A 23,158-nucleotide genomic window follows, 5' to 3' on the forward strand; every position below is an offset into this window, starting at 1 on the left:
CTGTAGTCAGCGTGGACGAGCAACAACGCGAGTAGGCCATCCATGAGCTTGTACAACACCATCAGGAACACGATCGTACCGGTGCACAAGGAGGGTTATCTCTTCGTCGCTGGCTTCTTCGTCGCGTCGCTGGTGCTCGGATGGATATTCAAGCCGCTGTTCTGGATCGGCCTGATCCTGACGCTCTGGTGCGCCTATTTCTTCCGGGACCCGGAACGGATGACGCCGCAGGACGACGATCTCGTGATCTCGCCGGCGGACGGCAAGGTATCGAGCGTGCAGATGGTAACACCGCCGGCCGAACTCAATCTCGGTTTTGAGCCGATGCTGCGCGTCTCGATCTTCATGAACGTCTTCAATTGCCATGTGAACCGTTCGCCGATGCGCGGCCGCATCGTCGATATCGCCTATCGCAAGGGTAATTTCCTCAACGCCGAGCTCGACAAGGCGAGCGAGGAGAACGAGCGCAACGGCCTGGTTGTCGAGACGGTTCACGGCAAGATCGGCGTCGTGCAGATCGCCGGCTTCGTCGCCCGCCGCATTCTGTGCTTCGTGCAGCCGAACGAGCCGCTCGAGGCTGGTGAGCGTATCGGCCTTATCCGCTTCGGCTCGCGGCTGGACGTCTTTCTTCCTGCCGGCGCAGAGCCGAGGGTGACGCTTGGGCAGACCGCGATCGCCGGCGAGACCGTCATTGCGGAATTCGGCTCCTCCAAGGGTCCGACCACAAGCCGACGCGGTTGATCAGGACAGGGAGCGCGACATGAAGACGCCTTTTCCTCCCTTCGAGCCGAATGGTCCGAACGACGAGGCGCGTGGCCCTCGTCTGCGTGAAATTCCGCTCCGGTTGATGGTCCCGAACCTCATCACGGTCCTTGCCATCTGCGCGGGGCTGACCGGCATACGGCTGGCTTTCGAAAGCCGTTACGAGCTGGCCGTGGCCATGGTGCTGCTTGCGGCCTTTCTAGATGGGGTCGACGGCCGCGTAGCGCGGCTGATGAAGGCGACCTCCAAATTCGGCGCCCAGATGGATTCGCTCGCCGATATCGTCAATTTCGGCGTTGCCCCTGCCCTCGTCATATACGTCTTCGTGCTCGATCAGGCGCGTTCGCTCGGCTGGATCGCCGCGCTGATCTACACCATTGCCGCGGGCCTGAGGCTTGCCCGCTTCAATGTCATGGCCGAGCGGGAGAACAAGGCCTCCTGGCAATCGGAATATTTCGTCGGCGTACCCGCGCCCGCGGGCGCGATGCTGGTGTTGCTGCCGGTCTATATCGGCTTCCTCGGCGTGACCCCCGGCCCGGCTTTTGCCTATTGGAGTTCCGCTTATACCGTCCTCATCGGCTTTCTTCTCGTCAGCCGCCTGCCGGTCTGGTCGGGCAAGACCGAGGGCAGCCGCATTCGTCGGGACCTGGTGCTTCCGATCATGCTCGGCATCGTCGTCTATGTGGCGCTTTTGATGAGCTATACCTGGGAAGTGATGGTGGTGACGGTCGCGGCATACCTGCTTTCGCTGCCTCTCGGTGCGCGCTCCTGGCAGCGGAAATACGGCACTTACACAATCAACGGACCAGCCGACCCCGACGTCGACGATGCCAACGACGATATCGGCCGGCATATTTAACGAAAAATACATACATATATTAGACATTTATAGAATGACCAGCTTTGCGTCAGGCTCGCGAAATATGCTGGGCGTTCATAAAAGCTGATTGGAAAACGCCTTGGATTTGTCGTGATTGGCATCAAAAAAGCGAATCATAACAACACCCCGGGAAGGAGAACACCATGACTTCACAAAAGGACAACGCCGAACAGCAGGCGGCGAGCACGGACCTCACGGCACTGTATCGCCCACTCGGCTTGAAAGCCGTCACGGCAGCCTATCTGATGCTGAAGAGCAAGCCGCCGCTTACCAAGAAGCTGGCTTAGCTGCCGCTGAAGAATCGGGCGAGCAGGCTGAGCGCCAGCAGGCTCATGACGATCCCGATGATGACATCCAGCACCCGCCATGCAGCGGGTCTGGCAAATACAGGCTGAAGCAGCCGCGCGCCATATCCGAGCCCGAAGAACCATATGAACGACGCCAGGGCAGCCCCTGCCCCATAGGCCAGCCGCGCCATTCCCTGATAGGCCGCCGACAGACTGCCGAGCAGCAACACCGTATCCAGATAGACATGTGGATTGAGAAACGTGAAGGCGAGGCAGGTGGCCACCGCCGCCTTCAACGTCATGCCGCTCTTGGCATCTGCCTGCAGCGCATGCGGCTGCATCGCGCGGCGAAACGCCAGGAACGCATAGCTTCCTAGGAAAACAGCACCGCCTATCGTAACGACGGCAATCAGCCTTGGCGATTGCGAGACGATGGTGCCGAGACCGGCGACGCCGGCGGCGATCAACACCGCGTCGGAGAGCGCGCAAATCAGGCACACGATGAAAACATGCGAGCGCAGCAGGCCTTGACGCAGGATGAAGGCGTTCTGGGCGCCGATGGCGATGATCAGCGAGGCGCCGAGGAAGAAGCCGGAGACGGCGGCAGAAAAGATTGGCATGGGGATATCCGAGATAGCGAGGAAAAGGTCGGTGGTCAGAGAAAGCTCAACTGGCCGTCGTCGGGGTCCGGTTTCCTCGGCGGCTTTGGCGGGCGCTCCACGACCACGGGCTCTTGAAGGTCTGGACCCATGTTGGCAACCTTGTTGACGCGATCCGACACCGCGATCATTTCAAAGAAATCCTCTTCCGCCGGCACCAGGAGATCGGCGACCTCACGCGGTTCCTGCGTCTTGCAATCGAGCCAGCGCGAAAAATCCTCCGGCTTGATGACGACCGGCATCCGCTCGTGGATTGACGACATGGAGCGGTTGGCCTTGGTCGTCATGATCGCGCCGGTATCGACCTCCGAGCCGTCTGATGACGACCAGGTCTCCATCAGCCCTGCGAAGGCGATGATACCGCCGCCGCGCGGGCGGACCCAGTAGGCCTGCGGCTTCTCGCCGGTTTCCTTGGCAGGACGATGCCATTCGTAGAAGCCGGATGCCGGCACGAGCACCCGCCGATGGCGCATGGCCGCGCGAAAAGAGGCCTTACCGATCGCCGTCTCGGCACGCGCATTGATCAACAGCGGGAATTCCTTCGGATCCTTGACCCATGAAGGCGTTAGCCCCCAGCGGACCAGCAAGGCGCGGCGATCGGGAAGATTGCTGCCTCTGTCCTGTCCCTCTCCGGCAATGACCACGAGGATCGGCTGCGTCGGGGCAATATTGTAGCGCGCGGGGAAATCCTCGAGCTCCAGCAGCCCGAGCAGTTCCCGCACCTCCTCCGGGCTGACCGTCAATGCAAATCGTCCGCACATGCGGCTTGTCTCGCATCAGCCAATGGCGCGGTCAAGGATCGGCTCAGGCACGCGGTCCGAAAAGGATGATGCCGGCGCCGACCAGGCAGACGGCAGCGCCCGAGATATCCCAGCGATCCGGCGTCCGCCCCTCCACCAGCCACAGCCAGACAACCGAGGCGGCGATATAGATGCCGCCATAGGCCGCGAACGTACGGCCCGCCGCCTCACTCGGCACCAGCGTCAGGAGCCAGGCAAAAAGCGCCAGCGACACCATGCCGGGCGCCAGCCACCAGACGGGCCTTGCCAGGCGCATCCATGCCCAGAACGAAAAGCAGCCGGCAATTTCCGCCAGCGCCGCGAGTGCATATAGTCCGTAGGTCATCATCGTGGCTCGGTATCACGTGTTCAGCGGATATGACACGAGTCGCATGTTCCCTTTCGATCCAATATTTTCGATCGGGTCGCCTTATGAAAGCTGCGTCGAGCCATGGAAGCGTTTAACCAGTCATGCAATTATGATCGGACTTCAAATGAGGTCGAATCGCTGCCATGACGACCCTTCCCCGCCTTGCCTCCTCAGCCATTCTAGAACGCGACGGCCGGTTTCTGTTGGTTCTGCGACGCAATCCGCCGTCGGCTGACATGTACGCTTTTCCGGGTGGGCGCGCCGAAGAAGGCGAAACACCTGATGAAACGGCTCTCCGCGAATTTGCCGAGGAGACCGGGATAGTCGCGCGCAACGCAGAGCTCTTTGCCACCTACGACCTGCCTACCCGCGCCGATGACGGGACGCTCGTCAGCCACTTCTTCCTCTCAGTCTTTACCGTCGAGGCCGACGATGACGCGGTTGCGATCGCGGCCGACGACGCCGCCGATATCGGCTGGTACACGCCCGCGGAAATCCGCGAATTGCCTGTTCCCCCGAGCGTGCTCGACTGCATCGAACGCCTTAGAAAAAGCGAATAAACGGGTGAAAACATTATGTCGGCCTTGCTCCGGTCATCCTGTGGGTATCAACTAGTGACATGATTCTTCGCCGTTCCGCTGCCGTTCTGGTCTTTGCCTGCGCTTCTTCCGCGCTTCCGGCTTTCGCCCAGCCCGCCGCGAATACGGCGACGCAGGAAAAGGTGCCCGGGGCCGAAGAGAGCGAACGGCCGGCGCCCTATGACGAAGATCTGACGCGGCTTTCGGTCATCCTCGGCTCCGTGCAATATCTGCGCAATCTATGCAATGCGAGCAAGGAAGACGACTGGCGTATCGGTATGCAACAGCTGCTCGATGCCGAGACGAAGGACGAGCCGAAGCGTCGCGAAAAGCTGACCGCCGCCTTCAACCGCGGCTACAGATCATTTGCATCCGTCTACACCGATTGCACATCTCAGGCGATCGTGGCAGAAGAGCGCTACCGTAACGAAGGTGCAACACTCGCTACAGAAATAGCCGCCCGCTTTGGAAATTGACTGTTTATTAACCTCTTTCGACGGCGAGCCGTGTCGTTTTAGGAAAAGGCTGTTAAACTTGTTAACAGAGCGGTAAGGACATGGACGTTTCGAGGAAAGAAACAATGCAAACAAGCCTCAACGACATTGACGACATGATCGTCCACGAAAAGATGCAGGCCGCCCTGGAGTACCAGAACGAAGCCTGGGCAGATGGGATGGCCGACGGGATCGAACCGGAGATCATCGCAGACGCCGCCATCGCCCATGCGATCCGGGAAACCATTCGCATCATTGGAGAGCACGGCGCGGAAGCCTTGCTCGAATCATTGCGCGACCGCATGCTGGCAGGTGAATTCTCGCCGAACCGAGCCCTGCAATAATAACCGCAAGAGACCTTTGATGTGCACCGCCCTGGGCAATGACCGGCGACATCCCGCTGCCTCGCTCCTTACCGCAACGATGCTCGTCGGCGGACTTCTCCTGCCTCTACCTGCTTTCGCATTCTCATTGTCAGGCGGCCCAGTTCTGCAGCCGGCAGTGACACAGCACGCTCCTGCCGCGAAGGAAAAGCCGGTGCAGCAGGCGCTCGAAGCACCCTCCAAGACAATCCCGATGCCTGACCCGCTGGTGAACGACAAAGCAGGTCAAGGTACCGGCAGCGGTACGGGATCCGGCAATTCAGCGGCTGATTCGAAGTCCGTCGAGGTCCTCTACGACATCAACAAGGCTCCGGAGCCGGTGCGCAAGTTGCGCGAGATGATCGTCGAAGCTGCGGCATCCGGCGATCTTGAACGCCTTCGCCCGTTGATGAACGTCGGCGGCGGGCTCAACCAGACGCAGATCACCGCGGACGATCCTGGCGAGGATCCGATCAAGTCGCTGCATGATCTTTCCGGTGACGCCGACGGCATCGAGGTTCTCTCCATCCTTCTCGACATCATGTCGACCGGTTTTGCCCATGTCGGCGCCGGGACCCCCGACGAGATGTATGTCTGGCCGTATTTTGCGCAGAAGGACATCAAGACGCTGACGGCGCCCGAGAAGGTCGACCTGATGCGAATCGTGACCGCGGGCGACTATTCCGACATGCTGGAGTTCGGCGGCTACAATTTCTACCGGGTCGGCATCACGCCCGATGGCAAGTGGAAATTCTTCTCCGCCGGCGAGTGATCGACGCCGCCTCCGTGTCGGCGCCGTTAAGCGTTGAACCTTGCGGTTCACGGTCGCAAAGCTTACCTCTGTGCGATAGGCCAACGTGACGGGATTCCCATGCCAGCCGTATTTCTTGAAGATCGCTCCCTGATCAGTGTTGCCGGCACCGAGGCCGAGCCTTTCCTGCAAAACCTGATTACCACGGACCTTGCCGCACTGGCCGCGGAAGAGGCGCGTCCCGGCGCGTTGCTGACGCCGCAGGGCAAGATATTGTTCGATTTCATGGTCTGGCGCGACGGCACGGACCTCGTCCTGGAAACCGACGCCGAACAGCGCGACGGCTTGTTGAAACGCCTCACCATGTACCGGCTGCGGGCAGCCGTCGATCTGAAGGCAGACGAGCCCGACGGCGTCACGGTTTCGTGGGACGCCGGCGCAGTTGAAGGCCGTAAGGACGCACGATTCGAGAAGGCGGGGATAGCTCTGGTCCGCACGCCGGGCAACCACGGCGGCGACGACGCGGCTCTTTATGACGATCTTCGTATCGCCCATGGAATAGCCATTTCTGGCAAAGATTTCGCGCTGCAGGATGCATTCCCGCACGATATCCTGTTGGATTTCAATGGCGGGCTGTCCTTCCGCAAGGGCTGCTATGTTGGCCAGGAGGTCGTGTCCCGCATGCAGCATCGCGGCACGGCGCGCCGTCGGGTGGTCACTGTCATCGGCGATGGTGCCCTCCCCGCAACCGGAACCGAGATCACCTCGGGCGGCAAGCCGATGGGGACGCTCGGCTCCGTTTCCGGCAATCACGGCCTCGCCATCGTGCGAATCGACAGGGCCGGCGAGGCCATTGCCGCCGCCACGCCGATCCTTGCAGGCGAAATTGCGGTGTCGCTGTCGCTTCCGGCCTGGTCCGGCCTCTCCTTCCCGACCCCGCTCTCTGCCTCCTCAGGCGTAGACGAGGCATCCGCGTGATATCGGCGACCGCACCGCGTGCCTGGCAGCGCATGCTTTCCGGTCGTCGACTGGATTTGCTCGATCCTTCGCCGCTGGATGTGGAAATCGCCGACATTGCCCACGGCCTTGCCCGTGTTGCCCGCTGGAACGGCCAGACATCAGGCAACCACGCTTTTTCCGTTGCCCAGCACAGTCTCGTCGTCGAGGATATTTTCCGGCGCATAGTGCCTGCGACGACGGACGAGTTGCTGGTGGCATTGCTGCATGACGCACCCGAATATGTCATCGGCGACATGATTTCGCCTTTTAAATCTGTGGTAGGCGGCGGCTACAAGACGGTCGAGAAGCGGCTGGAGGAGGCCATCCACCTTCGCTTCAGCCTGCCGGCCCACCCGGCCCGCACACTGAAGGATCAGATCAAGAAGGCCGATACGATCGCCGCTTATTTCGAGGCGACATTGCTTGCCGGCTTCACGCCGACCGAGGCGCAGAAGTTCTTTGGACAGCCTCGAGGCATTACCAGGGAGACGCTGCTGATCGAGCCATTGCCGGCCGTCGAGGCGCAGCGTCTTTTCCTCGAGCGCTTCGAAGCAATCGAACGGGATCGCCGGATTGAAAGCGGGGTCGAGAGGCTGTGACCGCGATCATCGTCTCTCCCCTGGCGCGTATCGCCGAAATGGCAGTACGGCATCGATCGCGCGAGATGATCAGCCTGATTGCCAAGGAGCAGGCATTTCACCGCCCGGCCGTGATCTCGGCCGAGCGGCACCTGCTGCTCGGCATGAACGACATCAGCTTTGCCAGCACGGGCGGGCTGGTCGCCCCACAGGAAGCACATGTGCAGGCAATCATCGATTTCGCCAAGGATTGGGATCGTAGCGCGCCGCTGTTGATCCATTGCTGGATGGGAGTTTCGCGCTCCCCGGCAGCGGCGTTGATCGCCGCCCTGGCCGTTCACCCCGAAGAGGACGATATGACGCTCGTCCGGCGCCTGCGATCCGCCTCCCCTTACGCCACCCCGAATGCACGACTGATCCAGATCGGAGACGAAATGCTGCAGCGCCGCGGTCGGCTGGTCGACGCCATCCGCTCAATCGGCCGTGGTGCAGATGCCGACGGCAATATGCCTTTCGTGCTGACCTTCGGAGACGGAGCGTCGTAGACGCTTGGCCGAATCGCCGGCCGATTTCGAAATACGTTTGAGCGGTTGACGCTCAGGGGATATGCCCCATCTAGCCGTTCACGACGAAGAGGGACCGTAAGACAGACCCATGGAACAACAAGCAACAAGCGTAATCGTCGCCACAAGAACCGCTCTCAGCCAGGCAAGCGCCCTGGCGGTACAATATTCCTTCTCCATTCTCGGAGCGCTCATCCTTCTGATACTCGGATGGACACTGGCCGGGCTTGTCAGTCGCTGGGCCTTTGAAGGCATCTCCCGCGTCAAAGGCATAGACGAGACGCTGGCGCGGTTCTTCACCAACGTCCTGCGATATGCCCTGCTGATCCTGGTGTTCGTTACGGTTCTCGGACAATTCGGGGTGCAGACCGCATCGATCATCGCAACCCTCGGCGCTGCCGGCCTGGCTGTCGGTCTGGCACTTCAGGGCACACTGCAGAACATCGCGGCAGGTATCATGCTGCTCGTCCTGCGTCCCTTCCGCGTCGGCGAATATATCGAAACCGGAAGCATAACGGGAACGGTTACCGAGATCGGCCTTTTCGCGACGGAGATGAAGACGGGCGACGGCCTGTACCGGCTGGCGCCGAATTCGACGCTTTGGAACACGCCGATCACCAATTACAGCCGGGAGCCGCTTCGGAAATTCGACGTGACATTCGGTGTTGCCTCGACGCAGGACCTGGAATTGGCGCTGAACACGCTTCTTGACGTTGCCAAGGCTGAACCGCGCGTAGAAAAGCGACCGGAGCCACAGGTGTTCGTCAACAGCCTCGGCGGCACGATCAGCATCACGCTGCAATATTGGGCCAAGACGGCGCAATGGGCGACAACCAGTCGCGACATGCTTCGGCGGACAAAGCAGACCTTCGATGAAAAAGGCATCGCGATCACCTGATCGCCTTCAAAATCAACCAGAACGAAAACAGCCCGACGCTAGCCGGGCCGTATCGAGGCGAATTTCAAAACACGGTGTCGCTCAGGCGACATTATCCATTTCATACTGACCATAGGTCCCGCGATACGCGTCGATCGCGGTCTGCAGGTCGGCATCGGTGCTTGCACTCGGCTGCATCAGTGAAATCTTGGCCTGATCAGGCTTGATCGAGCTGGGCAGTTGCATCAGCTTCGCCATAAGGCTGCTGAGCGGACCGTCCAGCGTGCCGTCATTCTCATCGTTGGCGTCCGTCTCGAGAAGGCCGGGACGCTGACCTGCTGCGAGCTCTTGGCGGCTGAGCAAGCCATCACCGTTCTCGTCGAGACGCGAAAGCGTTCCACGATAGGGATACGAACTATTTGCTAGGGAAGAAACATGGGACATACAAACCTCCTATCGGAAGAGGGTCGCCTCATGCGACCTCGTTTGTACGCAATACATTCGGGTTGATCTATAGGCGCTGATAGCCCGGTTTGTGAGTCGCGTCAAAGAAATTGTTAATACCCGTTAACTATAGTTGCAAATTCGTGAATCCGTTGTAGCGGGAATAGCACGTGGCCAACCTCGACCGCGGATTCTGCGGCATTTTGCTACCACTGTCGATTGTGCGAAGGGTCCACGCGAGGTAGGAAACAAGAGAGTATGTGGCGCGAGGATGACAAGTGAACCTAAACTCGGCGGCGGGCGCCTTCGCTCCCTTTGAATCGTTGGCTGCACAGCTCCTGCCCCATATAGCGGATGGCGACGATGGCTCACATGACGTTGCCCATATCCTGCGTGTCTTCAAGAATGCCATGCGCATCCAGGCGGAAGAAGGCGGCAACGCCCTGACGCTGGCGGCTGCGGTGTTGCTGCACGACTGCGTCGCGGTCGAGAAGAATTCGCCGATACGTGCCCAGGCCTCTGCGCTGGCCGCCGCCAAGGCTTCCGATATATTGAAGAATCTCGGCTGGGCGGAGCGCGACATCGCCGCCGTCGCGCACGCGATAACCACGCATAGCTTCTCGGCCAATCTCCTGCCGGAAACGCTGGAGGCGAAGATCCTGCAGGATGCCGACCGCCTTGATGCCATCGGCATGGTCGGCGCGGCACGTTGCTTCTACATCGCCGGCCGCCTTGGCTCCGGCCTCTACGATCCCCTCGACCCGCTGGCCACCTACCGACCGCTCGACGACAAGCGCTTCGCCATTGACCATTTCGAGACGAAGCTGTTCAAACTGGCGGACGGGTTTCAGACATCGGCAGGACGGGCGCTCGCCAGCGAACGTCATCAGCGGCTGAAGTCATTTCTCGCAATGTTCATCGACGAAATCTGAGAGACGCCATGCGCATCAGCGATCTTTTCATCTATCCGCTCAAGAGTGCCCGCGGGATCGCCATTCCCTCGACCACCGTCGACGTGTTCGGCCTTATCGGCGATCGCCGTATGATGATCACCGATCCACAAGGGCATGGAATCACCCAGCGCGAGCTCCAGGACCTGGCCCGAATAGATGTTGAACCCGGCACCACCTCGATACGCCTGAAAATGCAGGGAAAATCCGACATCCTTGTGCCGCCGCCGCAGCCGGAGCGGCGGATGGAGGTGGATATATGGAAATCCGTCATCAGCGCCGCGGTCGCCGACGATGAAGCCAACAGCCAGCTTTCGGACTGGCTCGGGCGCGAGGTGAAGCTGGTTTTCTTCGATGGTCTTGCCAAGCGCATCGCAAACCCGGAATGGGCAAGCGGCGATACGCCGGTGACATTTTCCGACGGCTACCAGATCCTGGTGACGACATCGGGCTCGCTAAAGGCTTTGAACGCCGACCTTGCTAAGCACGGCGAAGGATCGGTCGGCATGGAACGCTTTCGGCCGAACATCGTCCTCGATTGCGAGGAGGAATGGGCGGAGGATCGCTGGGCGGCAATAGAGATCGGTGGCATAAGGCTCGATCTCGTCAAGCCCTGCGCCCGGTGCATCATGACGACGCAGGACCAAGCGACAGGATCGCGCGAGGTGCCAAACCCGATGCCGGCGATGGGCCGTATCCGAATGTCTGCAGACCGGCGCGTGCCCGGTCCGTTGTTCGGCTGGAACGCGGTTCCGCGCGGCGAAGGCACTGTTGCGATTGGCGATGAGGTAACCGTCATCGAGGAGCGGTCTGAGGGGTGGGCATTCAAGGCGCGGCGCGCCTAAGCGGATCTGGGTTCCTGCGTCGGTCGATCCGACAGCGACGCCGCATTGAGCGCCTTCAGCGCCGCCTGCACAAATCCGTCGCGCGTCGATCCGGCATCGATGCCGCGCGGTTCGTAGACATGACGGTGCAGGAAGAAGCCGGTCAGCCGGAAGGCGGCGGCGAGGCTGTCGCAATCGGCCGCCTTGGCGTTGCCCACGGCAAGAAACGTCGGGAGCACCAGCATCTTGTCGGCCCAGGGCGCGCCGGCGGCGCGGCAGACGGCACGGCCAGACTTAGGCGAGACATAGGCGAGATCCTCGCGTACTCCAGTCGCGGCGCATTCGAGAAGATCGAGGCCGAAGCCGAGATCGTTCAGCACCGCCAGCTCGAAGCGAACGAAAAGCTCCCCGGCATCGGCAGGGTCGTGGAGATTTTCGAGGATGACGTCGAGCGCATCGTAGAGATGCGGGTGCGGGTCGCGCTCGGGCAGCAGCCGTAGCAACGCGCCCATGGCCTGGACGCCGTAGACCGCAGTTGCCGTCTCCATCAGTCGCGCGGCTCTCAAGCGGACCGGCTCGATGCGGAATTCGCCGAGATGTTCATCAAGCCGCGCCCGCCAGGTCGCCTCGATCTGGTTGCCTGCCTGCAGGACCGGCTGCATCGTCCGCGACCGTCCGCCACGCACCAGGCCTAGATGCCGGCCACGCTCACGCGTCATCACTTCGACGATGACGCTTGTCTCGCCGTGACGTTTCACTCCCAAGATGATGGCCTGGTCCTGCCACTGCATAAGCGGCCTGTCCTCACGCGCTTTTCCGATTCGACTTTACTTGTCGTCAAACAACTTTCCAAGAAAATGCTGCATGGCCATCTCGTCGAAAGGCTTCACCAACAGCGGGACATCCTGCATGTCGGGTGGAAAATCCTGAGTATTCGAATAGCCGCTGACGAAGCCGAAGGGAATGCCGCGCTCCATCAGCAACCGCGCGAAGCCGAAACTCATCGCCTCCCCCAGATTGACGTCCAGCAACGCGAAATCATATCGGTCCGCATTGATGGCGGCGATTGCCTGCTCCAGATTGGAAGCGATCTCGACCGTATCCACACCGATCTCGTGGAGGATCTCTTCGGCTTCCATGGCGATGATAAGGCTGTCTTCGAGAATGAGTACGCGCCGCGCGATCATAGCGTTGCTATTCCCGTCTGAGCGCCCCCGCAAGCGCAGCCTGGTCGAAATTTCCGCATCTATTCCTCCGGCGCCCCGCATGGCCCGTTCCTATCTGGATCGCATTCGCTGATCCGCTTTGTTTGCCGCTTTTTCCGGAACAGTTAATGAAATTCCAAACTGGTCGAAAAATATCGCTTGCAACAATCTATGCTGTTCGCCGCTCTAAAGCATTTAAAAAAGACATGTAAGGCATATGCAACTTTAGATGAATGGCCGTTTGTTCTCACCGAGCCCCACCCACTCCGCGAGATCGGCCAGAGCCTTGCCGTCAAGAACATCGCAGCCGCGCTCCTGCCAACGGATCATTCCTCGAAGAGCAAGCTTTTTCAACGTCTTATTGGTGTGCACGATGGAGAGGCCGAGAGTATCGGCAATATGCTGCTGCGTGATCGGCAGGAAATTGCGACCATTGAAAAGCTTGAGCGCGGCGGCACGCTGATAAAGATAGGCAAGCAGATAGGCAGCTCTTTCAAGTGCCGACCGCCGACCGATGCTCAAAAGATGTTCGTCGAGGATGCGTTCCTCGCGCGCTGCAATCCAGGTCAGGTCGAAAGCGAGGGAAGCATGCGTGTTGTAGAGCGTCATTAGCTTGTCGCGCTCGAACACGCAGAGGGTAACCGGCGAGAGCGCCTCGATGGAATGCTGCATTTCCCCCATGATCGTGCCCTGGAGGCCGATAAGATCGCCGGGCATGACATAGTTCAGTATCTGTCGGCGCCCGTCCTCCAGCGTCTTGTAGCGGAAACCCCAGCCGGAAAGGACGGTGAAAAGATGGGCGCTATGCGAGCCCTCGACGAGGATCGTCGAACCGGCATCGACCACGAGTTCGCCGGTCTTGAAGCGAGAGACGAAGTCTAGCTCGTCCGCCGTGAATTCGCGAAAAATATGCAGGTCGCGCAACGGACACTGCTTGCAGGGCGTCTTTGCTTCGTGGGTCGTTTTTGTCGGGGCCATTCGTGATCTTGCGGCTTGAGGCGGGGACAGCGGCCCACACCTGGCCCGTCCGGCCATAAACTCGCAAAATCAGATCTTGTTCCGTAGACTTTTGATTTTTATGCATAAACGACTGACGGCGCCTATGCACGGCGTTAGCCCTTCGGGAAGTCGAGACCCATCTCGCGGAAGCGCGCGGGGTCGTCGCCCCAGTTTTCGCGAACCTTGACGAAAAGGAAGAGATGTACCGGCTGGTCGAGGATTTCCGACAGCTCCTTGCGGGAGGCAGTCGAAATCGCCTTGATGGTTTCGCCGCCCTTGCCGAGGGTGATCTTCTTCTGGCTGTCGCGCTCGACGTAGATGACCTGCTCTATCCGAACCGAGCCGTCCTTGCGCTCTTCCCACTTTTCCGTCTCGACATGCGAGGAATAGGGAAGCTCCTGGTGCAGGCGCAAAAACAGCTTCTCGCGGGTGATTTCGGCTGCAAGCTGGCGTATCGGCAGGTCGGAAATCTGGTCTTCGGGATAATACCACGGACCTTCCGGCAGGGTTTTTGCCAGATAGTCCATGACGTCGTCGCAGCCAGAACCGTTTTCGGCCGAGATCATGAACGTCTTGGTGAAATTGATCTTCTCGTTGGCAACGCGCGCGAGTTCGAACAGGTCTTCGCGCTTCACCTGATCGATCTTGTTGAGGACAAGGATCTTCGGCTGGAAAACTTCCTTCAGACCTTCGAGGATCGCGTCTCCGTCGCCGCGCAGTCCGCGCTCGCTGTCGATCAGGAGCATGATCAGGTCGGCATCCTTGGCGCCGCCCCAGGCGGAGGTCACCATGGCGCGATCCAGCCTTCGCCGTGGCTTGAAGATGCCAGGCGTATCCATGAAGACGATCTGCGCATTGTCATGGATGGCGATACCGCGCACGACGGCGCGCGTGGTCTGCACCTTGTGGCTGACGATCGACACCTTGGCGCCGACGAAGCGGTTGACGAGCGTCGACTTGCCGGCGTTCGTCGGTCCGATCAGGGCAACGAAGCCCGAATGGGTCGGACGAGTATCGATTTCGGGGGCGCCGTCGCCGGCGGCCGTGTCTTCAATGTCAGTCATTTTTTCCGTCATTTCCCGGCAGAAGGAATCTGCCATATGCCTTCGCGCTCCAGGACCTTCGTCGCAGCCACTTGTTCGGCTGCGCGCTTGGAGCGCTCTATCCCGGTTTCAGGCGCAGTGCCGGCCACTTCCACCGTCACCGTAAAGCGGGGATCGTGGTCCGGTCCGCTGCGGTCTTCAACTTTATATATGGGTGTAACACCAAACTTGGCGTGTGCCCATTCCTGCAATTCTGTCTTCGCATCGCGTCTCGCGCCATCAGGTCGGACGGCACGGCCTTCCCAGTAGCGCAGAATGAACTTGCGGGCAACTTCGAGCCCGCCATCGAGGTAAAGCGCCGCGATCAGGCTTTCCACGACGTCGGCACGAACATTCAGCATTCGCTTGCCGGTGAGCTTCTTCACGTCGGCGCCGGTACGGATGTAGAGATGCAGTTGCATCTCATCGGCCACCAGCGCGCAGGTTTCAGCGCTGACCAGCTGGTTGAGGCGAACGGACAGCTCGCCTTCCGCCGCCGAGCCGAACGTCCGGAACAGCAACTCGGCGATGCACAGGCCAAGGACCCGGTCGCCGAGAAACTCCAGGCGCTCGTAGTTGCCGCCTTTTTGACTCCGGGCACTGGCATGCGTCAGCGCCCAGTCAAGGCGCTCTTTTTCTTCGAATTCGTGGCCGATGACTGCTTGAAGCTTGGCACGATCCGTCGATGAGAGCGTAGGCGATTTATTCATTCGACAACCTTGAAAATGCGATCCCAACGCATGTTCGTCGGCCATTTCCAGATTTCGCGGAACGAAGTGTCGTTGCCGAGCGAGAAGAAGATGACGCTGGCGCGACCGACAAGGTTCTCGGCGGGCACATAGCCGACATCGAAACGGCTATCGAGCGAGTTGTCGCGATTGTCGCCCATCATGAAATAATGGCCTTCGGGCACGATGAATTCGCGGGTGTTGTCGCCGCGCGAAACCGGGGACTGGTCAAGCGTGTCGTAGGTCTTGCCGGTGTCGAGCACTTCCTTGTAGACGGGAACATCCTCGCCGGGATCGAGCTTGTAGTCCGAGGTGAACGACCCGTCCGGCTGACGCGGAACGGCGGTGCCGTTGATGTAGAGGATGCCCTCTTTCACCTGGATATGATCGCCCGGCAGACCGACCAGACGCTTGATATAGTCGACGTCAGGATTTGGCGGGAAGCGGAAGACGACGACGTCACCGCGCTTGGGCTCGCTCGCGAAAATGCGGCCGCTGAAGATATCGGGCGAAAACGGCAGCGAATACTTCGAGTAGCCGTAGGCGAACTTGTTGACGAAGATGTAGTCGCCGACAAGAAGCGTCGGCATCATCGAGCCTGACGGGATGGTGAAGGGCTGGAACAATACCGTGCGGATGATCATGGCCAGGAGCAGTGCCTGAATGACGACCTTGATATTTTCCCAGAGGGCGCTCTGCTGTTTTTCGACTTTCTCGGACACGCAGTCTTATTCCTTTTTCGCAGCCCACCGGCGCAATGGATTTTAGGGACTCTCTATCCGCTTCATATCACGGCGGCAATGGCGCGAACATTAAAAGCGGGTAACACCCGCCGGCTCAGCCCTGTTGCGGCAGGGCCTCTATGATCACAAAGGCTTGAGCTAGCGGGAAATCATCGGTTATCGTCAAATGGATGGCAGCATGATGGCCTTCCGGCAACATCGCCGCCAGCCTTTTTGCCGCACCGCCCGTGAGTTGCATAGTCGGCTTGCCGCTGGGCAGGTTGACGACGCCCATGTCACGCCAGAACACGCCCTGGGCAAGGCCGGTTCCGAGCGCCTTCGAGCAGGCTTCCTTGGCGGCGAAACGCTTGGCGTAGGACGCGGCCCTGTTTCGCCGGGCATCTGACTTTGCGCGCTCGATGTCGGTAAAGCAGCGATGAGTAAACCGCTCGCCAAAACGCTCGATCGATTTCTCGACCCGCCGGATGTCGATCAGGTCGCTGCCGATGCCGATGATCATGAAAGGGTTCCTCCGCCTGATGTCGCCGGTGAGCCGTCGCGATCAGACGCTCGGCGCACTTTCGGTTGCAAGCGTCATGCGCTCCCGCGCCCGGTCCAGCAACTTCGCCTTTCGGCGAGCCTGGAAACCGCGAACGCCGTAGTAGGTGATGCCGTAGACGATCAGGCCGGAGATGACGGCGGGCGGGACGGCGCCGATGAGCATCGGCTTCAAAATGGGGTCCCAAAGCTGGGACAAATCCAGCCGCTTGAAAAGCGCCGGCAGATCGATGCCGTTGCTATGCGTGCTGCCGTCCATGCCAAGGATGACCCGGCCGATTTCCCAGGTAATGGCCCAGATGAACGGATAGGTCAGCGGATTACCGGCGGCGAGACAGCCAAGCGCGGCCGCAACGAGGTTGCCGCCGACAACATAGGCGAGCACGAACGCCATGATAATGTGAACCCCGATGAAGGGCGTCCAGGACACCAGGATGCCGGCGGTAAAGCCCGCGGCGATCGCATGAGGCGACGCCGTCAGGCGCACGATGCGCTTCTGGAAGTAGCGCAGCGGTCGCAACGGCCCCTTGCGGGGCCATAGGGCTTCCCGCAATTTCTCACTCAGTTTTTGTGGTTTTCGACGGCGGAACAACATGCCGCATATCTAGTGCAAGGGGTGCCGCAATGACAAGGGCACAGAAGCATATGATATTGGAATAGCGGCTTTCGCGTCTATTCTCTCTAGGGGCGCCGCAATCTGCACGCCCCCGGGCATCTTCAAAGTATTGCCGTCTGATTAGAGCTGACGGAACAGGCCACGGTCGACCTGGCGCTGGCGGTATTCAAGATCAAAACGGTCGTTCGAGCCGTTCAGGTAAGCCATTTCGCGCTCTTCAACACTACGGGCACGCAAAGCCTTAGCGAGCTTCTTGATAGGGGTAAACATTGTCTTGCCTCATCTTGGTTTCATCTTTTCGATGACCACAACATAGGCGTTGCAAAGGTTGATTACCACCGCTGTAAGAGGAGTGCAGTCATGCACAAGGCGCATACCTATGTCATTTAACGGTCAAAGATGATTATAAAACGATCATAAATTATGCAATCCGCCAAAACTGCGGCGCGGGGCTTAATTATTCGTAAAGTCGCTTCACCGTGGCGATGCAATCAAGCTCCTTCAGTTGCACCAGCATCTGATTGAGTTGCCTGAGATCCCAGACCTCTACGTCCAGCGCCATTTCAGTAAAATCCGCCGCGACGCGCACTGTGTTGAGCACGCGTATGTTGACGTCCAGATCGGCGACTGTCTGTGAAACCTTGGCAAGGGTCCCCGGTTCGTTCAGCGCGTTGATGAGGACCCGGGCCATGAAGCGCGACTTGTTGGCCTCGTCGAGATCCCAACGCACATCGATCCAGCGCTCCGGCTGGTCGTCGAAGTGCTGCAGCACGGGCGACTGTATCGGATATATAGTCATGCCCTTGCCTTTTTCCACGATGCCGACGATGCGATCGCCGGGCACGGCACCGGTTGGAGCGAAATGCACTTCGACGTCGGCGGCCAACCCGCGAATGGGAAGGCCTTCAAGGCCGTCCCCGCCTGCATTGGCCAGATCTGCCTTCGTCTTGCCGGGAATCTTGAAAATCATGCCGGCGGCGCTGCGGACATTGAACCAGCCTTCGTCGCCGGCGGGCTTTACCGTGACGCGTTCGTCCTGGTGATCCGGATAGACGGCACGCAACACATCGAGCGACGACATCTCCCCTCGCCCGACTGCTGCAATTGCGTCCTCGACGTCCTTCTGGCCGAGACGATGCAGCGCCGGCTTCAACGCTTCACGGGAGAATATCTTGCCGGCGCGCTCGAAGGTGCGCTCCAGGATGCGGTGGCCGAGGCCGGCATATTGCTTGCGGATCGCCATGCGAGTGGCGCGGCGAATGGCGGCGCGCGCCTTGCCGGTCACGACGATCTCTTCCCAGGCAGCCGGTGGCACCTGCACGCCCGAGCGGATGATCTCGACTTCATCGCCATTGGCGAGCCGCGTGACCAGCGGCATGATGCGGCCATTGATCTTGGCGCCGACAGTCGTGTCGCCGATGTTGGTATGAACCGCGTATGCGAAGTCGATCGGCGTGGCGCCACGTGGCAGCGCGATCAGCTTGCCCTTCGGCGTGAAGCAGAAGACCTGGTCCTGGAAAAGCTCGAGTTTGGTGTGCTCGAGGAATTCCTCCGGGCTATCGCCCTCTGCCAATGCCTCGATCGTGTGGCGAAGCCAGGAATAGGCGTTCGATTCGCGCGAAAGCAGCGCGCCCTCTATATTGGTCGGGTCCTTGTAGAGCGCGTGGGCGGCGATGCCGTATTCGGCAATCTCATGCATGCGCATGGTGCGGATCTGCAGCTCGATGCGCTGGCTCGACGGGCCGACGATCGTGGTGTGCAGCGAGCGATAGTCGTTTTGTTTCGGGGTCGAGATATAGTCCTTGAACCGGCCGGGAACCACACGCCAGCGGGTATGGACAATCCCCAGCGCCCGATAGCAGGCCGGGATATCCTCGACGAGGATGCGGAAACCGTAGACATCAGAGAGCTGCTCGAAGGACAACGACTTCGACTGCATCTTGCGAAAGACCGAATACGGCTTCTTCTGCCGGCCCTTGGCCACCGCGTTCGACAGACCGTTGGCGACCAGAAGGTCGCGCAGTTCGGTCTCGATCTTCTTTACCAGGCCTTCATTGCGCCGCGACAGCTCCTCGAGGCGCTTCGTGACCGTGTCGTGCGCTTCGGGGTTGATATGCCGGAAGGACAGCTCCTCAAGCTCTTCGCGCATATCCTGCATGCCCATGCGGCCGGCGAGCGGCGCATAGATGTCCATCGTCTCTTCGGAAATGCGGGCCCGCTTCTCCTGCGACATATGCTCGAGCGTGCGCATATTGTGCAGGCGGTCGGCGAGCTTGACCAAAAGCACGCGGACGTCGTCGGAGATGGCAAGCAGCAGCTTTCGCAGGTTTTCGGCCTGCTTGGCCTTCTTGGTGACGAGATCGAGCTTCTTGATCTTCGTCAGGCCCTCGACGAGCCGGCCGATATCCTCGCCGAACAGCTCGTCGATCTCGGCGCGCGTGGCGGTCGTGTCTTCGATCGTGTCGTGGAGAAGTGCGACTGCGATCGTCGATTCGTCGAGATGCATGTCGGTCAGAATGGCGGCGACTTCGAGGGGGTGGGAAATATAGGGGTCGCCGCTGGCGCGTTTCTGCTGCCCATGCTTCTGCATCGCATAGACATAGGCTTTGTTCAGGAGGGCTTCATTGGCGTCGGGCTTGTATTTTTGAACTCGCTCAACGAGCTCGTATTGCCGCATCATCCAAAGCTACTCCGAGAAAATAAAAGCGCGCCAATCGGGTGACTGGCGCACACATAGTTCATCATCATATCGCTCAGCGATAGAGCATCAAGCGCAGGATTAGTAATCGTCGCTTTTTTCCGGCGGAACAAGGCCTTCGATGCCTGCCAGAAGCTCTTCTTCGGACATCTGGTCGAAGGTGACTGCTTCCGGCTGGTCGTCTTCCTGCTCGTTATCCGACGAAGCAGCGGCACCGGCGCTTGCAAGGCTGGCCGGATCGGGCTCGGGCTCGTCGACTTCGACGTGCTTCTGCAGCGAATGGATGAGGTCTTCCTTGAGATCGTCCGGAGACAGCGTCTCGTCGGCGATTTCGCGAAGTGCTACCACCGGATTCTTATCGTTGTCGCGATCGATCGTGATCGCAGCGCCCTGCGAAACAAGCCGGGCGCGATGGCTTGCGAGCAGGACGAGCTCGAACCTGTTTTCTACCTTATCGATGCAATCTTCTACTGTGACACGGGCCATTGCCTGTCCTTTACGGGTCGTGATGTCGTCGACATGTCTTGGAGTTAGGATGCCCGATACAATCAAACGAAGGCAAATTCAAGTTTTTCCTGAGATCGAGCTGCCAATCCTTGTTTCGCGCTCCAGTTTTCGTTAGACAATTTGCTAATTCCACCTGCGGTTGCTTGGAATATCTCGAATCCTGCCCTAAATCTGATGTATATGAATAATTCATAAAATACTTGAATTGTTCCCACCGGATGGTGCAAGAGATTGTTTTGATTGCCGTTTGGCGAGATTATTACCTTTAGATAACAATGGATAAACAGACAATGTTTGACCCACGCGAAAAAATTGCACTTTTTATTGACGGCGCCAATCTTTACGCCGCATCCAAGAGCCTCGGCTTCGATATCGACTACCGCAAGCTCTTGAAAGCCTTTCAGAAAAGAGGCTATCTGCTCCGTGCCTACTACTACACGGCGCTGATCGAGGATCAGGAATACTCGTCAATCCGCCCGCTGATCGACTGGCTTGACTACAACGGCTACAAGGTCGTCACCAAGCCCGCCAAGGAATTCACCGATTCCATGGGACGTCGCAAGATCAAGGGCAATATGGACATCGAGCTTGCCATCGATGCCATGGAACAGTCCGAAACGGTCGATCACCTGGTGATTTTTTCCGGCGACGGCGACTTTACGACGCTTGTCGAGGCACTGCAGCGGCGCGGCCGAAAGGTCTCGGTCATATCCACGATGGCAACCCAGCCTCCGATGATCGCCGATGATCTGCGTCGTCAGGCAGACCATTTCATCGACCTTATTTCCTTGAAGGCCGAAATCGGCAGGGATCCCTCCGAACGGCCTCAACGACAAGTTGAACCGGCGACGTCGAGCGGCGAAGTCGAAGAGTGATGTTCAGGCCATCGCCTCGAAGCTAATAGGCTGCGCGCCGTTCCATAAAACGCGTCGGCCCATTTCTTCGAGCTGTGCCTGGCCTTCGATGACAGTCAGGAAGTGATTGCCGGCCAAAGTACCCATCTTGCTGGCGAACGACGAGCTGCCATAGGCAAACAGCAGTTCGGTTTCGCTGTGGCCGCCGGGATAAAGCAGAATGTCGCCGCGCGACGGGTGGCTCGTGTGGTTTTCAAAGCCGACGCCGAATTTGAAATCGCCTAGCGGCACCCACACCGCCTCGCCGCTCCAGCGTGAATGGATGGTCTTGTTGCGAAACGGCAGCAATGTCTCGAAGATGGCACAGGTCTGCGGCGCCTTATCGACCTCAAGTCGCGCAACGAAACTGATGTCACCGACAGATATCCTTAGCCGCTCCACTTAGCCGTGATCCTTAAGCACCCGGCTCTTCTGCCGGTTCCAATCACGCTCTTTCTCGGATTGACGCTTGTCGTGCAGCTTCTTGCCCTTGGCAAGCGCCAGCTCCAGCTTTGCCCTGCCCTGGTCGTTGAAATAGATCTTCAGCGGGATGAGCGTCATGCCCTCGCGGTTGATGCCGGTGCGCAGGCGACCGATTTCACGGGCGGAAAGTAGCAGCTTGCGGCGACGGCGCGGCTCGTGATTGAAGCGGTTGGCCTGCAGATATTCCGGCAGATAGGAATTGATCAACCAGATCTCGCCGCCCTCGTCCGACGCGTAGGACTCGGCAATGTTCGCCTTGCCTTCGCGCAGCGCCTTGACCTCGGTGCCCATCAACATGAGCCCGGCCTCGTAGGTGTCCATGATCTCGTAATTGTAGCGAGCCTTGCGGTTCTCGGCGACAATCTTCTTCACGACGCGTTGGCTGCCTTTGGGTGCCATGGCTTCTCTGTCCGTCCCTCAAATTACAGCGGCGACTTACGCAACAACGAGGCCGCGCAGCCACTGAACACTCTAAGCCCTAGATAGGCGAGTGCGACGTTCTTGTGAAGATGGCTGATGGAGAGAGGCGCGGCAAGGCCGCGTCTCTTTCGCTGATGCTTCAGTTCAAGAGGCCGGCATGACGCATGGCGCTATCGATTGCAGCTTCGGTGCTCGGCTCCAGTGTCGACAACAGCGGCGAGCGGACGTTGCGGCTCATGCGGCCAAGCTTGGCCAAGCCATACTTTGCTCCACACAGACCGGGCTCGAGGAAGATCGCCTTGTGCAGCGGCATCAGCCGATCCTGATAATCCAGCGCCTTGGCATAGTTGCCCGCAAGCGTTGCCGCCTGTAGTTCCGCACAGAGGCGCGGGGCTACATTTGCCGTCACCGAAATACAGCCGACGCCACCATGGGCGTTAAAGCCGAGGGCTGTCGCATCCTCACCCGACAATTGCCTGAACTCGTTGCCACAGGTGATGCGCTGCTCGGAAACACGCTCGATCTTGCCGGTCGCGTCCTTGACGCCGACAATGTTGCCGTAGGCCTTCGCAAGCGCCCCCATGGTCTCCGGCGTCATGTCGACGACCGAACGGCCGGGAATATTATAGATATAGATCGGCAGCCTCACCGCTTCGGCAATCGCTGCGAAGTGGGCGTAAAGGCCCTTCTGCGTCGGCTTGTTGTAATAGGGCGTGACGACGAGAACGGCGTCGGCACCGACCTTCTCGGCATGCAACGCCAGCTCGATCGCCTCGCGCGTGTTGTTGGATCCTGCACCGGCCATCACGGGAACGCGCTTGCGCGCCACCTCGATGCAAAGTTCGACGACCCGTTTGTGTTCTTCATGGGACAGGGTCGGCGATTCACCTGTGGTGCCGACGGGAACGAGCCCGCTGCTGCCTTCCGCGATCTGCCATTCGACGTGGGAAGCGAAAGATGTCTCGTCAACCTTGCCCATATCGGTGAAGGGCGTGACGAGAGCGGGAATGGATCCCCTGAACATGCAAGACTCCTCAAGGCCTGGCATTCACGCTTCAGCCGCATTCCATGATTATGAATCCGCGCACCA

The 23,158-nt window shown here is 59.5% G+C and carries 31 protein-coding genes and 1 pseudogene; 14 read left to right on the top strand and 18 right to left on the bottom strand.

What is annotated here, in order from left to right; genetic code table 11:
- The first annotated feature begins 42 nt into the window (after positions 1 to 42).
- The 3 genes from CPY51_RS01785 to CPY51_RS32660 all read left to right on the top strand — a co-directional run bounded on the left by CPY51_RS01785 (position 43) and on the right by CPY51_RS32660 (position 1,929).
- A complete protein-coding gene (locus CPY51_RS01785; RefSeq protein WP_111158323.1) occupies positions 43 to 741 on the top strand; it encodes a phosphatidylserine decarboxylase in 699 nt (232 codons plus the stop codon).
- Between the two features lie 19 nt (positions 742 to 760).
- Positions 761 to 1,621, top strand: a complete 861-nt coding sequence (gene pssA, locus CPY51_RS01790) for a CDP-diacylglycerol--serine O-phosphatidyltransferase (protein ID WP_111158324.1) — start codon at positions 761 to 763, stop codon at positions 1,619 to 1,621.
- 164 nt (positions 1,622 to 1,785) lie between these two features.
- The gene (locus tag CPY51_RS32660; protein ID WP_195909389.1) at positions 1,786 to 1,929 is read left to right on the top strand and encodes a hypothetical protein; all 144 of its coding nucleotides are present in this window, start codon (positions 1,786 to 1,788) and stop codon (positions 1,927 to 1,929) included.
- Here the strand turns inward: CPY51_RS32660 and CPY51_RS01795 are convergent.
- The 3 genes from CPY51_RS01795 to CPY51_RS01805 are packed head-to-tail and all read right to left on the bottom strand — an operon-like array spanning position 1,926 to position 3,713.
- The gene (locus CPY51_RS01795) at positions 1,926 to 2,543 is read right to left on the bottom strand and encodes a LysE/ArgO family amino acid transporter (RefSeq protein WP_195909398.1); all 618 of its coding nucleotides are present in this window, start codon (positions 2,541 to 2,543) and stop codon (positions 1,926 to 1,928) included. The genes CPY51_RS32660 and CPY51_RS01795 overlap by 4 nt on opposite strands.
- 41 nt (positions 2,544 to 2,584) lie before the next feature.
- A complete protein-coding gene (locus tag CPY51_RS01800; protein WP_111158326.1) occupies positions 2,585 to 3,349 on the bottom strand; it encodes an SOS response-associated peptidase in 765 nt (254 codons plus the stop codon).
- A 43-nt stretch (positions 3,350 to 3,392) separates the two neighbouring features.
- Positions 3,393 to 3,713, bottom strand: coding sequence for a YnfA family protein (locus CPY51_RS01805; RefSeq protein ID WP_111158628.1), 321 nt, complete (start codon positions 3,711 to 3,713; stop codon positions 3,393 to 3,395).
- Between the two features lie 167 nt (positions 3,714 to 3,880).
- Between CPY51_RS01805 and CPY51_RS01810 the strand changes: the two genes are divergently transcribed.
- From CPY51_RS01810 to CPY51_RS01845, 8 genes are all read left to right on the top strand, one after another.
- On the top strand, positions 3,881 to 4,297 hold the full coding sequence (locus CPY51_RS01810; protein WP_111158327.1) for an NUDIX hydrolase: 417 nt from the start codon (positions 3,881 to 3,883) through the stop codon (positions 4,295 to 4,297).
- Between the two features lie 59 nt (positions 4,298 to 4,356).
- Positions 4,357 to 4,791, top strand: coding sequence for a TIGR02301 family protein (locus CPY51_RS01815; RefSeq protein ID WP_111158328.1), 435 nt, complete (start codon positions 4,357 to 4,359; stop codon positions 4,789 to 4,791).
- A gap of 104 nt (positions 4,792 to 4,895) precedes the next feature.
- Complete coding sequence (locus CPY51_RS01820) at positions 4,896 to 5,153, top strand: hypothetical protein (protein WP_111158629.1); 258 nt, start codon at positions 4,896 to 4,898, stop codon at positions 5,151 to 5,153.
- 19 nt (positions 5,154 to 5,172) lie between these two features.
- The gene (locus tag CPY51_RS01825; RefSeq protein WP_111158329.1) at positions 5,173 to 5,943 is read left to right on the top strand and encodes a hypothetical protein; all 771 of its coding nucleotides are present in this window, start codon (positions 5,173 to 5,175) and stop codon (positions 5,941 to 5,943) included.
- Between the two features lie 99 nt (positions 5,944 to 6,042).
- Positions 6,043 to 6,900 carry a CAF17-like 4Fe-4S cluster assembly/insertion protein YgfZ gene (gene ygfZ, locus CPY51_RS01830; protein ID WP_111158330.1) on the top strand — a complete coding sequence of 286 codons (858 nt, stop codon included), beginning with the start codon at positions 6,043 to 6,045 and terminating at the stop codon, positions 6,898 to 6,900.
- Positions 6,897 to 7,520, top strand: coding sequence for an HD domain-containing protein (locus CPY51_RS01835; protein WP_111158331.1), 624 nt, complete (start codon positions 6,897 to 6,899; stop codon positions 7,518 to 7,520). The genes ygfZ and CPY51_RS01835 overlap by 4 nt, the downstream gene beginning before the upstream one ends.
- A complete protein-coding gene (locus CPY51_RS01840; RefSeq protein WP_111158332.1) occupies positions 7,517 to 8,044 on the top strand; it encodes a tyrosine phosphatase family protein in 528 nt (175 codons plus the stop codon). The genes CPY51_RS01835 and CPY51_RS01840 overlap by 4 nt, the downstream gene beginning before the upstream one ends.
- Positions 8,045 to 8,153: 109 nt before the next feature.
- Positions 8,154 to 8,960: a mechanosensitive ion channel family protein gene (locus tag CPY51_RS01845; protein ID WP_111158333.1), complete on the top strand. Its 807-nt coding sequence runs from the start codon at positions 8,154 to 8,156 to the stop codon at positions 8,958 to 8,960.
- An 81-nt stretch (positions 8,961 to 9,041) separates the two neighbouring features.
- Here the strand turns inward: CPY51_RS01845 and CPY51_RS01850 are convergent, their stop codons facing one another.
- Positions 9,042 to 9,383, bottom strand: coding sequence for a hypothetical protein (locus tag CPY51_RS01850; protein ID WP_111158334.1), 342 nt, complete (start codon positions 9,381 to 9,383; stop codon positions 9,042 to 9,044).
- Positions 9,384 to 9,661: 278 nt separating this feature from the next.
- Between CPY51_RS01850 and CPY51_RS01855 the strand changes: the two genes are divergently transcribed.
- Positions 9,662 to 10,315 carry an HD domain-containing protein gene (locus CPY51_RS01855; RefSeq protein ID WP_111158335.1) on the top strand — a complete coding sequence of 218 codons (654 nt, stop codon included), beginning with the start codon at positions 9,662 to 9,664 and terminating at the stop codon, positions 10,313 to 10,315.
- 8 nt (positions 10,316 to 10,323) lie between these two features.
- Positions 10,324 to 11,178 carry an MOSC domain-containing protein gene (locus CPY51_RS01860; protein WP_111158336.1) on the top strand — a complete coding sequence of 285 codons (855 nt, stop codon included), beginning with the start codon at positions 10,324 to 10,326 and terminating at the stop codon, positions 11,176 to 11,178.
- Here the strand turns inward: CPY51_RS01860 and recO are convergent.
- The 11 genes and pseudogenes from recO to rpoZ all read right to left on the bottom strand — a co-directional run bounded on the left by recO (position 11,175) and on the right by rpoZ (position 20,251).
- Complete coding sequence (gene recO / locus CPY51_RS01865; protein WP_111158337.1) at positions 11,175 to 11,948, bottom strand: DNA repair protein RecO; 774 nt, start codon at positions 11,946 to 11,948, stop codon at positions 11,175 to 11,177. The genes CPY51_RS01860 and recO overlap by 4 nt on opposite strands.
- A 36-nt stretch (positions 11,949 to 11,984) precedes the next feature.
- Positions 11,985 to 12,457: pseudogene (locus tag CPY51_RS01870) on the bottom strand (response regulator).
- Positions 12,458 to 12,587: 130 nt separating this feature from the next.
- Positions 12,588 to 13,340, bottom strand: a complete 753-nt coding sequence (locus tag CPY51_RS01875) for a Crp/Fnr family transcriptional regulator (RefSeq protein ID WP_111158339.1) — start codon at positions 13,338 to 13,340, stop codon at positions 12,588 to 12,590.
- Between the two features lie 134 nt (positions 13,341 to 13,474).
- The gene (era, locus tag CPY51_RS01880; protein WP_111158630.1) at positions 13,475 to 14,425 is read right to left on the bottom strand and encodes a GTPase Era; all 951 of its coding nucleotides are present in this window, start codon (positions 14,423 to 14,425) and stop codon (positions 13,475 to 13,477) included.
- 8 nt (positions 14,426 to 14,433) lie between these two features.
- Positions 14,434 to 15,153, bottom strand: a complete 720-nt coding sequence (rnc, locus tag CPY51_RS01885) for a ribonuclease III (protein WP_111158340.1) — start codon at positions 15,151 to 15,153, stop codon at positions 14,434 to 14,436.
- Positions 15,150 to 15,893, bottom strand: coding sequence for a signal peptidase I (gene lepB / locus CPY51_RS01890; RefSeq protein WP_111158341.1), 744 nt, complete (start codon positions 15,891 to 15,893; stop codon positions 15,150 to 15,152). Before lepB ends, rnc begins: the two co-directional genes overlap by 4 nt.
- 115 nt (positions 15,894 to 16,008) lie before the next feature.
- Entirely contained in the window at positions 16,009 to 16,413 is a 405-nt protein-coding gene (gene acpS / locus CPY51_RS01895) for a holo-ACP synthase (protein WP_111158342.1), read from the bottom strand.
- 42 nt (positions 16,414 to 16,455) lie between these two features.
- A complete protein-coding gene (locus CPY51_RS01900) occupies positions 16,456 to 17,046 on the bottom strand; it encodes a DUF2062 domain-containing protein (RefSeq protein WP_111158343.1) in 591 nt (196 codons plus the stop codon).
- A 141-nt stretch (positions 17,047 to 17,187) separates the two neighbouring features.
- Positions 17,188 to 17,337 carry a DUF3563 family protein gene (locus tag CPY51_RS01905; RefSeq protein WP_111158344.1) on the bottom strand — a complete coding sequence of 50 codons (150 nt, stop codon included), beginning with the start codon at positions 17,335 to 17,337 and terminating at the stop codon, positions 17,188 to 17,190.
- 187 nt (positions 17,338 to 17,524) lie between these two features.
- On the bottom strand, positions 17,525 to 19,747 hold the full coding sequence (locus CPY51_RS01910; protein WP_111158345.1) for a RelA/SpoT family protein: 2,223 nt from the start codon (positions 19,745 to 19,747) through the stop codon (positions 17,525 to 17,527).
- A gap of 99 nt (positions 19,748 to 19,846) precedes the next feature.
- Positions 19,847 to 20,251: a DNA-directed RNA polymerase subunit omega gene (rpoZ, locus tag CPY51_RS01915; protein WP_111158346.1), complete on the bottom strand. Its 405-nt coding sequence runs from the start codon at positions 20,249 to 20,251 to the stop codon at positions 19,847 to 19,849.
- 311 nt (positions 20,252 to 20,562) lie between these two features.
- Here rpoZ and CPY51_RS01920 point away from each other — a divergent pair, with 311 nt between their 5' ends.
- On the top strand, positions 20,563 to 21,147 hold the full coding sequence (locus tag CPY51_RS01920) for a LabA-like NYN domain-containing protein (RefSeq protein WP_111158347.1): 585 nt from the start codon (positions 20,563 to 20,565) through the stop codon (positions 21,145 to 21,147).
- Positions 21,148 to 21,150: 3 nt separating this feature from the next.
- Here the strand turns inward: CPY51_RS01920 and CPY51_RS01925 are convergent, their stop codons facing one another.
- The 3 genes from CPY51_RS01925 to dapA all read right to left on the bottom strand — a co-directional run bounded on the left by CPY51_RS01925 (position 21,151) and on the right by dapA (position 23,092).
- Complete coding sequence (locus CPY51_RS01925; protein ID WP_111158348.1) at positions 21,151 to 21,567, bottom strand: DUF3830 family protein; 417 nt, start codon at positions 21,565 to 21,567, stop codon at positions 21,151 to 21,153.
- Complete coding sequence (gene smpB / locus CPY51_RS01930) at positions 21,568 to 22,047, bottom strand: SsrA-binding protein SmpB (protein ID WP_111158349.1); 480 nt, start codon at positions 22,045 to 22,047, stop codon at positions 21,568 to 21,570.
- Between the two features lie 160 nt (positions 22,048 to 22,207).
- On the bottom strand, positions 22,208 to 23,092 hold the full coding sequence (gene dapA, locus CPY51_RS01935; RefSeq protein WP_111158350.1) for a 4-hydroxy-tetrahydrodipicolinate synthase: 885 nt from the start codon (positions 23,090 to 23,092) through the stop codon (positions 22,208 to 22,210).
- Positions 23,093 to 23,158: the final 66 nt, after the last annotated feature.

Source organism: Arminella tubonensis (assembly GCF_003240585.1).
Taxonomy (GTDB): Bacteria; Pseudomonadota; Alphaproteobacteria; order Rhizobiales; family Rhizobiaceae; genus Rhizobium; species Rhizobium tubonense.

Excerpts from the sequence above, each read along its gene's own strand:
- CPY51_RS01785 (WP_111158323.1), top strand. The coding sequence starts at position 43 with ATGAGCTTGTACAACACCATCAGGAACACGATCGTACCGGTGCACAAG.
- pssA (WP_111158324.1), top strand. The coding sequence starts at position 761 with ATGAAGACGCCTTTTCCTCCCTTCGAGCCGAATGGTCCGAACGACGAG.
- CPY51_RS32660 (WP_195909389.1), top strand. The coding sequence starts at position 1,786 with ATGACTTCACAAAAGGACAACGCCGAACAGCAGGCGGCGAGCACGGAC.
- CPY51_RS01800 (WP_111158326.1), bottom strand. The coding sequence starts at position 3,349 with ATGTGCGGACGATTTGCATTGACGGTCAGCCCGGAGGAGGTGCGGGAA.
- CPY51_RS01805 (WP_111158628.1), bottom strand. The coding sequence starts at position 3,713 with ATGACCTACGGACTATATGCACTCGCGGCGCTGGCGGAAATTGCCGGC.
- CPY51_RS01810 (WP_111158327.1), top strand. The coding sequence starts at position 3,881 with ATGACGACCCTTCCCCGCCTTGCCTCCTCAGCCATTCTAGAACGCGAC.
- CPY51_RS01815 (WP_111158328.1), top strand. The coding sequence starts at position 4,357 with ATGATTCTTCGCCGTTCCGCTGCCGTTCTGGTCTTTGCCTGCGCTTCT.
- CPY51_RS01820 (WP_111158629.1), top strand. The coding sequence starts at position 4,896 with ATGCAAACAAGCCTCAACGACATTGACGACATGATCGTCCACGAAAAG.
- CPY51_RS01825 (WP_111158329.1), top strand. The coding sequence starts at position 5,173 with ATGTGCACCGCCCTGGGCAATGACCGGCGACATCCCGCTGCCTCGCTC.
- ygfZ (WP_111158330.1), top strand. The coding sequence starts at position 6,043 with ATGCCAGCCGTATTTCTTGAAGATCGCTCCCTGATCAGTGTTGCCGGC.
- CPY51_RS01845 (WP_111158333.1), top strand. The coding sequence starts at position 8,154 with ATGGAACAACAAGCAACAAGCGTAATCGTCGCCACAAGAACCGCTCTC.
- CPY51_RS01850 (WP_111158334.1), bottom strand. The coding sequence starts at position 9,383 with ATGTCCCATGTTTCTTCCCTAGCAAATAGTTCGTATCCCTATCGTGGA.
- CPY51_RS01860 (WP_111158336.1), top strand. The coding sequence starts at position 10,324 with ATGCGCATCAGCGATCTTTTCATCTATCCGCTCAAGAGTGCCCGCGGG.
- recO (WP_111158337.1), bottom strand. The coding sequence starts at position 11,948 with ATGCAGTGGCAGGACCAGGCCATCATCTTGGGAGTGAAACGTCACGGC.
- CPY51_RS01875 (WP_111158339.1), bottom strand. The coding sequence starts at position 13,340 with ATGGCCCCGACAAAAACGACCCACGAAGCAAAGACGCCCTGCAAGCAG.
- era (WP_111158630.1), bottom strand. The coding sequence starts at position 14,425 with ATGACTGACATTGAAGACACGGCCGCCGGCGACGGCGCCCCCGAAATC.
- rnc (WP_111158340.1), bottom strand. The coding sequence starts at position 15,153 with ATGAATAAATCGCCTACGCTCTCATCGACGGATCGTGCCAAGCTTCAA.
- acpS (WP_111158342.1), bottom strand. The coding sequence starts at position 16,413 with ATGATCATCGGCATCGGCAGCGACCTGATCGACATCCGGCGGGTCGAG.
- CPY51_RS01900 (WP_111158343.1), bottom strand. The coding sequence starts at position 17,046 with ATGTTGTTCCGCCGTCGAAAACCACAAAAACTGAGTGAGAAATTGCGG.
- CPY51_RS01905 (WP_111158344.1), bottom strand. The coding sequence starts at position 17,337 with ATGTTTACCCCTATCAAGAAGCTCGCTAAGGCTTTGCGTGCCCGTAGT.
- CPY51_RS01910 (WP_111158345.1), bottom strand. The coding sequence starts at position 19,747 with ATGATGCGGCAATACGAGCTCGTTGAGCGAGTTCAAAAATACAAGCCC.
- rpoZ (WP_111158346.1), bottom strand. The coding sequence starts at position 20,251 with ATGGCCCGTGTCACAGTAGAAGATTGCATCGATAAGGTAGAAAACAGG.
- CPY51_RS01920 (WP_111158347.1), top strand. The coding sequence starts at position 20,563 with ATGTTTGACCCACGCGAAAAAATTGCACTTTTTATTGACGGCGCCAAT.
- smpB (WP_111158349.1), bottom strand. The coding sequence starts at position 22,047 with ATGGCACCCAAAGGCAGCCAACGCGTCGTGAAGAAGATTGTCGCCGAG.
- dapA (WP_111158350.1), bottom strand. The coding sequence starts at position 23,092 with ATGTTCAGGGGATCCATTCCCGCTCTCGTCACGCCCTTCACCGATATG.